The sequence below is a fragment of the Hydrogenoanaerobacterium sp. genome, from assembly GCF_032017025.1.
In the GTDB taxonomy this organism is placed as follows: Bacteria; Bacillota; Clostridia; order Oscillospirales; family Ruminococcaceae; genus Hydrogenoanaerobacterium.
In genome coordinates this window covers 21,377-32,592 of the sequence record NZ_DALZQO010000030.1, presented here as the reverse complement: position 1 = coordinate 32,592, position 11,216 = coordinate 21,377, and the positions used below count along the sequence as shown (strand labels likewise).

The window sequence follows — 11,216 nt, the reverse complement described above, 5'->3', positions numbered from 1 at the left end:
ACTGCAAAATATCAGGATGATCCACGCGCAGAATACCCATATTGGCACCCCTGCGAGTGCCGCCTTGCTTTACTGCCTCGGTTGCCATATTAAATACGCGCATAAAGCTGACTGGGCCGGACGCTACACCGCCGGTGGTTTTTACCGTGCTGCCCGATGCGCGCAGACGTGAAAAAGAAAAACCGGTGCCTCCGCCCGATTTGTGAATCAGCGCGGCCTGTTTGATTGCCTCAAAAATTTCCTCCATGCTGTCCCCTACAGGAAGAACAAAGCATGCAGAAAGCTGGCCGAGGGGCCTGCCTGCGTTCATTAAAGTTGGGGAATTCGGCAAAAACTCCAACTCTTCCATCATGCTGCGAAACTCTTTTGTGGTTTGCTTTACATCTGCCTTAGGGTCAAAGTGCAAATCTGCTTCGGCAATGGCGCTTGCTACACGGTCAAACAGCCCTTCTACGGTCTCAATCAACTTACCCTGCTCATCCTTGGCAAGATAGCGTTTTTCCAGCACAGTTAAGCCGTTTTTACTAATTTTCATTGTCCGCACCTCTATATCTATATATTCAATAAATTCAAACTACTACATATTGTATCACTTAAGAAAAAAAAGTGCAATATCCATTTTCATTTTAAAAATAGATATTGCACCTTTGTATTTGTCTATCTTGATGAAGCTAACTGATAACAAATTTTTTCCTGCTTGAAACGTTGCAGGTGTTTTTCATCAATTCCGCTATCTGTAATAAGCAGATCAATCTCTTTTAGGTCGCAGATTTTAGCGAACACAGCCTTACCGAATTTTGTATGGTCGGCTACCAGATATATTTGATCTCCTGCCCCCACAATCATTTTCTTTACAATTGCCTGTATAAAGTCAGAGCTGGAAACTCCAAAGTCCAAATCAATCGCATCTACCGATAAAATTGCTTTGTCCACGTGGATATTGCGAATAAATTCTACCGTAAGGCCACCTGTAAGTAAATTATCCCCCTCTTTTTTGACACCGCCTGTCACGATCAAACTGGTGGAATGGTGAAAGGGTATGGTATTTGCAATGCATAAATCGTAAGTCACAACGGTGAGATTATGATGCCCCGTTAAGCATTTTGCTATCTGGTAAGTAGTCGAGCCGGAATCCAGAAAAACGCTGTCTCCATCTTTAATCAAGGCTGAAACATGCTGTGCTATCGCTTTTTCGTCGTCAGACTGCACGTTCAGTTTGGCTGAATAAGCCGGTTCTGCAATTGTTTTTGCACTGGACAAAATTGCGCCACCATGTGTACGCTCAATTAAACCCTCTTCGTCCAGCTCTGAAAGGTCGCGGCGGATGGTAGCCTCAGATACAGAAAATGATACCGACAACTCCTTAATCTGTGCGCTGCCATTATCTTTAATGTACTCTAGAATTCGTTTTTTCCTTTCAGCCGGAATCACAAGAAATTGGGGGTTTGTCATGGAAAACATAGTATACCTCCAAGCAGTCAATGTTCACTCTTAAATGTCAGTGTGTTTGTGATGTATTTCGCCATTTTGGCAGTTGCCCCGCAAAGGGCGGGCAAAAGGCATTGAAATAAGATACAATAGCCGTAATACGGTTATTATATCCTTTGTACAAAATAAATTCAATAAAATGATGAACTATTTACCAAATATGATACATATATTGTAGAGAATTGTATTATTTTGTCGCTTTGAGAAGGTCTACTTCGCCATGTCGGCAGGCTTTTGCAGTACAATGACCCGATATTTTACAAAAAACAAGGCTAAGATACACAGCAGTAACAGCATAAACAAAATTGCAAGGATAACACGCAGCAGCTGGCTAAACAAAAGTGAAATAGACATGCCTGAAAAACCGCACACAAAAATTAGTTTAAGGGAAGCCAGCAGCCACAAGCGCAGGCGCACCACTGCAAGAGATTGCCCCTGTGACAGCCCCTGGCGAGTTATGTGCAGCTGAGGTAAGCTGCGCATACTGCACAGCAGCAGATAAATTACCGCGGCAAAAACAAGCGATACGCCAGTTACCGCCTTGTTATCCGTCATCCACCGCGTATTCCACATAGCAATTGAGAAAATCAGCCATACCAGATAAATGCATAGAGCCGCCATTTCCCTTCGCCTGATTCCATTCTTTTTACGTCTCACGCCGCTACACCTCCGCAGCACTATGATGTCAAGTTATATCTATAAAACTATTATATAGTTCACAGAATAAAGTTGCAACCTGTATTCTACATAAGGCATGGAAACAGAAAAAAATACAGGTGAGGGTCTGCTTAGGGCCCCCACCTGCTGATTATTTTTGTTTTCTTTTTTTCGCCAAAAGCTGCTTAATCTTTTCATGCGGGTCAATAATGGTGCTGACCGATACATCATGATTGATTGCGGCAACAAAATAGGCAATGTATTTCGATACATCTACCTCGTGGAACCACTCACGCTGGAGCAGTTCTTCTGTGCGGTAGGTAAGGTTGGTGCCGAATACGCCTGCAATAATCCCCTGCTCATAAGCCTTATCAAACGCTTCCAGCCCGTTTGTAAAAATTGCGTAGGTGGCATAACCAAAAATGCGATTTGCTTTATGCTTTTTTAACTCATAAGCGATATCCAGCATGGACTCGCCCGATGAAATAATATCATCCGCGATAAAAACATCTTTGCCTTCAACCGAAGTGCCCAAGTATTCGTGCGCTACAATCGGGTTGCGCCCGTTTACTATACGGGAGTAATCACGGCGCTTGTAGAACATGCCGAGGTCTACCCCCAAAACTGAGGCATAGTACATATTACGGCTCATAGCGCCTTCATCTGGGCTAACGACCATAAAGTGATCACGGTCAAAGTTGAGATCCTTTACCTCACGCAGAAGCGCTTTGAGCACCTGATAGCTTGGCATCACGTTATCGAAGCCCATCAGCGGGGTTGCATTCTGTACGCGGGGATCGTGGGCATCAAATGTAATGATATTGGAGACGCCCATATTCTGAAGCTCCTGCAGCGCTACGGCGCAATCAAGTGATTCACGGTAGCTGCGGCGATGTTGCCTGCTGCCGTAGAGTAAAGGCATAATTACATTAACTCGATGTGCTTTACCGCTTGCTGCCTGAATCAGACGCTTTAAATCCTGAAAATGATCATCGGGTGACATCAAATTTTGTCTCCCAAACATATTGTATTTGCAGCTGTAATTTCCCACGTCTACCAGAAAGAACAGATCATCGCCTCGAATCGTAGACTTGATAATACCCTTGCCGTCACCGGAAGAAAAACGCGGGCACTCACTGTCTACAATAAATGTATCGCGTGCCATCGCGCCGCCTTGCGCCCATCTAATAAGATGAGCATCTATTTTTTGACTTAGTTCGCGAGCGCTTTCTGTAGCAACAATGCCAAGCGGCGCTACCCGATTCTCTGAAGTAAAAATATCCTGTGCCTCAAGCTGTTCGGTCATTTACAACACTCCTTCGCTACAATTCTATCCTATCTTCCCCCAAAAATCAACCAAACACGACTAGATTATACAGGATTATAGAATTGCCTAAAAAAGTTCGCAGCGATGAGCAAAACTTGACCGAAATCAACAGGGCTATAGCGGTTGGATTAAACTTCATCGTGCAGCAACAAACCGTAATAACCACTAATTTAACCGATGGCTATTACTATTTTACAAAGCTCCATCTCGTTCTTTATCTTTTTTTCGACTGAATTGTATTTTTTGCTGTATCTGCAGGTTATATTAGTTGTGGGGAAGTGATTTTGCATGGATATACTGCAATTCCAAAGCTTACAGCTAGCGCCACCTTGTTTAAATTCCGATTTGCAAATGTCTATAAAATGAAAGAAGTCGAACAGGTTTTCCGTTCGACTTCTTTATGCAAATTGTCTTGAATTTGCAATGCAAAAAAGATTTTTATTTTTCATCTTTCGCACTGCCAAAGTCTTGTGTAGTCGTTCCAGCGGTTGGGCGAAGCCATCGACCGCTTACCTCTATGGGGGGTGACAGGAGGTTTTTAGAGGCGAAGGCGGAGAAAACCGACGTCAAGAGGGGGCTAAGCCCCTTATTAAAAAATTCCGTCTAAGCGAATGCTTAAACGGAATTTTTGGCGTGCCTGGAGGGACTCGAACCCCCGACCTACTGGTTCGTAGCCAGTCACTCTATCCAACTGAGCTACAGGCACATACTGTTTCTGACAGCTTTATTATATTACCATATCTTATATCAAAAGTCAACACCTATCAAAGAAAAAATTGAACTTACGTTGTTATAAAGAAGGGCTCTGCCACAAGTGACAGAGCCCTCAACAATATCCAAGCTATAAATTAAGCGTTAACTTTGATAACAACGCCCGAACCTACGGTACGACCACCCTCACGGATAGCGAAACGCAGACCCTCTTCGATAGCGATCGGAGTGATCAGCTCAACATCCATCTCGATGTTGTCGCCAGGCATGCACATTTCAACGCCCTGATCCAGAGCAACTACACCAGTAACGTCAGTGGTTCTGAAGTAGAACTGAGGTCTGTAGTTGTTGAAGAACGGAGTATGACGGCCGCCCTCTTCCTTTTTCAGGATGTAAACCTGACCACGGAATTTGGTGTGGGGCTGAATGGAGTTGGGTTTGCAGAGAACCTGTCCACGCTGAATGTCAGTTCTCTGAACACCACGAAGCAGTGCACCGATGTTGTCGCCAGCCTCAGCGTAATCGAGGAGTTTACGGAACATCTCGATACCTGTAACTACAGACTTCATCTTCTCGTCCGCAAGACCAACGATCTCAATCTCATCCGCAATTTTAATACGGCCACGCTCAACTCTACCGGTTGCAACAGTACCACGACCGGTAATGGTGAATACGTCCTCAACAGGCATCAAGAAAGGCAGGTCAGCTTTTCTCTCAGGAGTGGGGATGAAGCTATCAACAGCAGCCATCAGCTCAAGGATAGGAGCGTAAGCAGCGTTTGAAATATCATCGGGAGCTTCCAGAGCCTTCAGTGCAGAACCTTTGATGATAGGTGTGTCATCGCCGGGGAACTCGTAAGCAGAAAGCAGCTCACGGATTTCCATCTCAACGAGCTCAAGCAGCTCAGGATCGTCTACCTGATCCGCTTTGTTCATGAATACTACGATGTAAGGAACGCCAACCTGACGGGAGAGCAGAATGTGCTCACGGGTCTGAGGCATCGGACCATCAGCAGCAGAAACAACGAGGATAGCGCCGTCCATCTGAGCAGCACCGGTGATCATGTTTTTAACGTAGTCAGCATGTCCCGGGCAGTCAACGTGAGCGTAGTGACGGTTGTCAGTTTCGTACTCAACGTGAGAGGTGTTGATTGTAATGCCGCGCTCTCTCTCTTCAGGCGCCTTATCAATCATGTCATAAGCTTCAAAATGAGCCTGACCTTTCATTGCCAGAGTCTTTGTGATAGCAGCAGTCAGAGTAGTTTTACCGTGGTCAACGTGACCGATAGTACCAATGTTAATATGGGGTTTGGTACGTTCGAATTTTGCCTTAGCCATTAGTATTTCCTCCTTAAATTTGGATTTATTTTATTTGTAAGCTACAAGTTTCATTGTAGCAATGATACTTTGAAAATTCAAGTATCTGAGCGTAAAATTAGTCTTTTTTCGCTCTAGCAGACATAATGCTCTCTGCGATGCTTTTCGGAACTTCGATGTAATGCGAAGGCTCCATGGCATACTGGCCACGACCCTGCGTTTTGGAACGAAGATCGGTAGCGTAACCAAACATCTCAGACAGAGGAACAAATGCATCAATCTGCTGTGCACCGTTTCTTGCAATCATACCCTGAATCTGACCACGGCGGCTGTTGAGGTCACCGATAACATCACCCATGTAATCCTCAGGAACCGTTGCCGATACCTTCATGATAGGCTCAAGGATGACGGGATCTGCTTTTCTCATACCATTTTTAAACGCCATAGAACCGGCGATCTTAAATGCCATCTCAGAGGAGTCAACCTCATGGTAAGATCCATCATACAGAGTTACAATAACGTCAACAACAGGATAACCGGCGAGAACGCCTGCCTGCATTGCACCCTGGATACCCTGGTCGATAGGAGCGATATACTCTTTCGGAATACTACCGCCAACGATAGCATTTTTGAATTCGTAACCCTTACCGGACTCATTGGGCTCCATTTTAATTTTACAATGGCCGTACTGACCTTTACCGCCGGACTGTCTGGCGTATTTTTCATCTACGTCAACCAGCTTACGGATGGTCTCTTTGTAAGCAACCTGAGGTTTACCTACGTTAGCCTCTACCTTAAACTCACGGAGCAGACGGTCAACGATGATCTCAAGGTGAAGCTCACCCATACCAGCGATGATGGTTTGCCCTGTTTCCTGATCGGTGTAGGTTCTAAAGGTAGGATCCTCTTCGGCAAGCTTCGAAAGACCAATACCCATTTTTTCCTGACCTGCTTTGGTCTTAGGCTCAATCGCAACACGAATTACAGGCTCTGGGAACTCCATAGACTCGAGGATAATCGGGCGTTTGGGGTCGCAGAGGGTATCACCGGTTGTGGTGTTTTTAAGACCAACCGCAGCAGCGATATCGCCCGAATAAACGGTTTCGATGTCCTGTCTGTGGTTTGCATGCATCTGCAAGATACGGCCCATTCTCTCGGTATTGTCTTTTACAGAGTTGTAAACGGTAGAGCCCGCGTTAACGGAACCGGAGTATACTCTAAAGAAGCACAGCTTACCAACAAACGGGTCGGTTGCAATCTTAAATGCAAGTGCAGAAAACGGCTCACTGTCTGAAGAAGGTCTGGTTTCCTCTTCCTCAGTATTTGGGTTTACACCTTTGATATCAGCGATATCGACAGGTGCCGGCATAAAGTCGATTACTGCATCCAGCAGGGGCTGTACGCCCTTGTTTTTGTAAGAAGTACCGCAACAAACGGGAACCATGGTATTGGCGATGGTAGATCTGCGAATCGCAGCCTTAATCTCGTCAATCGTCAGTTCTTCGCCCTCAAGGTATTTCTCCATCAGCGCTTCATCGGTTTCCGCAACATGCTCTAAAAGATTATTGCGGTACTCCTGCGCTTTTTCTAACATATCCTCGGGAATTTCTTCCTCGCGAATATCTTTGCCCAAATCGTCGTAGTATACTTCCGCTTTCATCTTAATGAGGTCAATTATGCCTCTAAAGAAAGTTTCAGAGCCGATTGGCAGCTGAATTGGAACAGCGTTACATTTTAAACGGTCATGCATCATGTCTACAACTCTGTAAAAGTCTGCACCCATGATATCCATTTTGTTTACGTAAGCCATTCTAGGAACATGATACTTATCAGCTTGTCTCCAAACTGTTTCCGACTGAGGCTCAACGCCACCCTTTGCACAGAAAACGGTTACAGAACCGTCGAGCACGCGAAGCGAACGCTCAACCTCAACTGTAAAGTCAACGTGGCCCGGGGTGTCGATGATATTAATTCTATGGCCTCTCCAATAGCAAGTGGTAGCAGCGGAAGTAATGGTGATACCTCTCTCCTGCTCCTGCGCCATCCAGTCCATTGTAGCTGAACCGTCGTGAGTCTCACCGATTTTATGGTTCTTACCGGTGTAATACAAAATACGCTCGGATGTGGTAGTTTTACCAGCGTCAATGTGGGCCATTATGCCTATGTTACGAGTGAGCTCAAGTGAAACGTCTCTCGGCATATTGTCCTCCTTAAATAAATACGAAAATATCTCGCGCTATTTGCCTGTTACGCTGCGCGGGCGAACTGCTTCGCACCGCACCCGTAACCATGTGTAAACGAATTACCATCTGTAATGTGCAAAAGCTTTGTTAGCCTCTGCCATTTTATGAGTGTCTTCACGTTTTTTGAACGCTCCGCCCTGTCCGTTAATGGCATCCATCAATTCACCGGCAAGTCTTTCCCTCATGGTTCTTTCCGAACGGTTTCTGGAATAAGTGGTAATCCAGCGCAAACCCAAAGTCTGCTTTCTGTCAGGTCTTACTTCCATAGGAACCTGGTAGGTAGCACCACCAACACGGCGGGCTTTAACCTCTAACAGAGGCATTACGCTCTCCATTGCTTCTTCGAAAACCTCTAAAGGATCTCTGCCTGTTTTCTCCTTGATGATATCGAATGCGCCGTAGACAATCTTCTGCGACACACCTTTTTTACCATCATACATAACGTTGTTGATTAAACGAGTAACCAACTTGGAATTGTACAGCGGATCTGGCAAAACATCACGTTTTGCTATACGACCTCTTCTTGGCACTTCGCTTCCCTCCTTCACATAATGAATTCATCGGTACTCGAAAGTGACAAAACTCCCGTTTGTGCCAATGCAGAGACATTTATAATATATATAAACATACTGCACCAGCAGTTGCTATTATTAGCAAAAGTTAGGGGTTTTATTACTTCGATGCACCAGCCTTTGGACGTTTTGCACCGTATTTGGATCTAGACTGCATTCTCTTCGCAACGCCTTGAGCATCGAGAGTACCACGGATGATGTGGTAACGAACACCGGGAAGGTCCTTAACACGTCCACCACGGATCAGCACAACGCTATGCTCTTGCAGGTTGTGACCGATACCGGGAATATAAGCTGTTGCTTCGATTCCGTTTGTAAGTCTTACCCTTGCAACTTTTCTAAGCGCGGAGTTCGGTTTTTTCGGTGTAGATGTTCTGATTGCAGTACACACACCTCTTTTTTGAGGAGAGTTCTGTTCGATTGCAACTCTTTTCTTGGAGTTCCATCCCTTCAAGAGAGCAGGAGCAGTGGAATTCTTCTCAACAACCTCTCTGCCTTTGCGGACTAATTGGTTAAAGGTTGGCATATTGCACCTCCTTGCAAAAAAATATTTATATTAGAAGCATGAGCCAAAGCGCACGCTCTTAATAACAAAATGGAAAGGGGCCGTCTTGCCGGCCCCTTTTTAAGGTATACTCAGGCCTTACCAATTAAATATTTTATCATTCAACGGTCAACATTGTCAAGAGTTATTCTGCACTTCAGCAAAATTTTTGAACAATATTCTGTTTAAGCCTATGAATTACCATTTGTTTTATTGTGCTACGCCCACAGCATTGTTCACAAGTTCTGCAACAGAGCTGTTTTGTGCCGTCGCAGGAACCACGTCAACATTGGTGTAGCAGTTCATACCGGTGCCGCAAGGCAGCAGCTTACCGATGATGACGTTCTCTTTAAGGCCAAGCAGAGGATCGACCTTGCCTTTGATTGCAGCCTCGGTGAGCACTCTTGTGGTCTCCTGGAAGGATGCTGCAGACAAGAAGCTGTCGGTTGCCAGAGAAGCCTTGGTAATACCCATCAGCACTGCAGAGCAAGTAGCCGCGGTTAGCCCCTCTTCACCCGCTGCGATACGTTCACGAATCGCTTTGTTTTCTGCAACAAACTCGCCTTTATCCACCAGAGAACCGGTGAGCATATTGGTGCTGCCCGGCTCTTCCACGCGAACCTTCTTCATCATCTGGCGAACGATAACCTCGATATGCTTATCGTTGATATCAACACCCTGCAGGCGGTAAACGCGCTGTACCTCTTGAATAAGGTAATCCTGCACCGCAAGATAGCCTTTGATTGCGAGTACATCATGCGGGTTGACCGAACCCTCGGTAATCATATCGCCTGCTTCAATGATGTCGCCCTCGTGCACTCTGAGTCTGGAGCCGTAAGGAATCATATAGGCTTCTTCCTCAACGGCATCTTTACTAAACACAACCACATGGTTGTTGCGTTTAATCTCCTGCATTCTGACTTCACCACTGGTTTTGCTGATGATCGCCTGCGATTTTGGCTTTCTTGCCTCAAACAGCTCTTCAACACGCGGAAGACCTTGTGTGATATCGTCAGCCGACGCAATACCGCCCGTATGGAAAGTACGCATGGTAAGCTGTGTGCCCGGCTCACCGATGGACTGCGCCGCAATAACACCGACTGCCTCGCCCACTGCAACCACCTTGCCGTTTGCAAGGTTATCACCGTAGCATCTTGCACAGACGCCGTGTTTGCAATCGCAGTTCAGCACGGTACGAATCGTAAGATGAGTAATGCCCGCGTCGATAACCTTCTTCGCATCAGCCTCATTCATCATCTTATCTTTGGATACGAGCAGTTCACCCGTTGCCGGGTCCATAACATCATCAACCGCGTAACGGCCCATCAGACGCTCGCTCATCGGCTCAATCATCTCGGTACCGTCCTTGATGTCACAGACCACGATACCCTCACGGGTGCCGCAATCCTCCTGACGGATAATAACATCCTGTGAAACGTCAACCAGACGTCTGGTAAGGTAACCGGAGTCAGCCGTACGCAGTGCGGTATCGGCAAGACCTTTACGTGCACCACGAGAGGAGATAAAGTATTCCAAAATATTAAGACCTTCACGATAGTTCGCACGGATAGGAATCTCGATTGCCTTACCGGAGGTGTTTGCAATAAGTCCGCGCATGCCCGCGAGCTGACGAATCTGATTCATACTACCACGCGCACCGGAGTCTGCCATCATAAAGATGGGGTTGTATCGATCAAGGTTGTCTTTCAGTGCGTTTGCAACGCTCTCAGCGGTTTCATTCCATGTTTTAATAATCAGCGCATAACGCTCATCGTTGGAAATAAGGCCGCGTTTATACTGCTTGATGATCTTGAGGATTTTTTCATCCGCTTGATCAAGCATTTCTTTTTTCTGCGGAGGTATCACCGCATCCACTACTGCGACCGTGATGGCGCTCTTAGTAGAATATTTGTAGCCCTGTGCCTTGATCTTGTCCAGCACCTCTGCGGTGAGCGCAGTGCCATGAACCCTAATGCAGCGGTCGATAATATCGCCAAGCTGCTTTTTACCGGCAAGGAACTCGATCTCGAGCCGAAACAGGTTCTCGGGCTTGCTTCTGTCCACATAGCCCAAATCCTGCGGAATCGGCTGGTTGAAAATAACACGACCGACCGTGCAGTCTACCAGTTGTGTTAACGTTTTGCCCCCAACTTCTTTGCTCATTCTAATCTTAACAGGCGCATGCAGACCAACCACACCCTCCTGATAAGCCATCAGTGCCTCGTTGACGTCACGGAACACCTTTCCGGTGCCAATCTCTCCGTCTTTTACGAGCGTGAGGTAGTACGAACCCAGCACCATATCCTGTGTGGGAACCGCAACCGGACGACCGTCAGAAGGCTTGAGCAGGTTGTTTGC

The 11,216-nt window shown here is 46.2% G+C and carries 8 protein-coding genes, 1 tRNA gene and 1 pseudogene; all 10 read right to left on the bottom strand.

Annotation, left to right across the window (positions count from 1 at the left end):
• Positions 1–535 (bottom strand): ribonucleotide reductase N-terminal alpha domain-containing protein (locus tag RTV33_RS14210; protein ID WP_312645307.1); only part of this gene is annotated, 535 nt, incomplete at its 3' end.
• A 122-nt stretch (positions 536–657) separates the two neighbouring features.
• Entirely contained in the window at positions 658–1,461 is an 804-nt protein-coding gene (locus tag RTV33_RS14205; protein ID WP_312645305.1) for a DeoR/GlpR family DNA-binding transcription regulator, read from the bottom strand.
• A gap of 237 nt (positions 1,462–1,698) precedes the next feature.
• Entirely contained in the window at positions 1,699–2,145 is a 447-nt protein-coding gene (locus tag RTV33_RS14200; protein ID WP_312645303.1) for a hypothetical protein, read from the bottom strand.
• A gap of 151 nt (positions 2,146–2,296) precedes the next feature.
• Positions 2,297–3,451, bottom strand: a complete 1,155-nt coding sequence (locus RTV33_RS14195) for a ribose-phosphate pyrophosphokinase (RefSeq protein ID WP_312645300.1) — start codon at positions 3,449–3,451, stop codon at positions 2,297–2,299.
• Between the two features lie 650 nt (positions 3,452–4,101).
• Positions 4,102–4,178 (bottom strand) — tRNA-Arg (locus tag RTV33_RS14190).
• 142 nt (positions 4,179–4,320) lie between these two features.
• The gene (gene tuf / locus RTV33_RS14185; RefSeq protein WP_312645297.1) at positions 4,321–5,520 is read right to left on the bottom strand and encodes an elongation factor Tu; all 1,200 of its coding nucleotides are present in this window, start codon (positions 5,518–5,520) and stop codon (positions 4,321–4,323) included.
• Positions 5,521–5,617: 97 nt separating this feature from the next.
• Entirely contained in the window at positions 5,618–7,699 is a 2,082-nt protein-coding gene (gene fusA / locus RTV33_RS14180; protein WP_312645295.1) for an elongation factor G, read from the bottom strand.
• Between the two features lie 102 nt (positions 7,700–7,801).
• Entirely contained in the window at positions 7,802–8,272 is a 471-nt protein-coding gene (rpsG, locus tag RTV33_RS14175; RefSeq protein WP_312645293.1) for a 30S ribosomal protein S7, read from the bottom strand.
• A gap of 142 nt (positions 8,273–8,414) precedes the next feature.
• On the bottom strand, positions 8,415–8,840 hold the full coding sequence (gene rpsL, locus RTV33_RS14170; protein ID WP_312645291.1) for a 30S ribosomal protein S12: 426 nt from the start codon (positions 8,838–8,840) through the stop codon (positions 8,415–8,417).
• A 228-nt stretch (positions 8,841–9,068) separates the two neighbouring features.
• A pseudogene (locus tag RTV33_RS14165) lies at positions 9,069–11,216 on the bottom strand (DNA-directed RNA polymerase subunit beta'); the annotation flags it as partial.

Coding starts and splice junctions, on each gene's coding strand:
- RTV33_RS14205 (WP_312645305.1), bottom strand. CDS start 1,461: ATGTTTTCCATGACAAACCCCCAATTTCTTGTGATTCCGGCTGAAAGG.
- RTV33_RS14195 (WP_312645300.1), bottom strand. CDS start 3,451: ATGACCGAACAGCTTGAGGCACAGGATATTTTTACTTCAGAGAATCGG.
- tuf (WP_312645297.1), bottom strand. CDS start 5,520: ATGGCTAAGGCAAAATTCGAACGTACCAAACCCCATATTAACATTGGT.
- fusA (WP_312645295.1), bottom strand. CDS start 7,699: ATGCCGAGAGACGTTTCACTTGAGCTCACTCGTAACATAGGCATAATG.
- rpsL (WP_312645291.1), bottom strand. CDS start 8,840: ATGCCAACCTTTAACCAATTAGTCCGCAAAGGCAGAGAGGTTGTTGAG.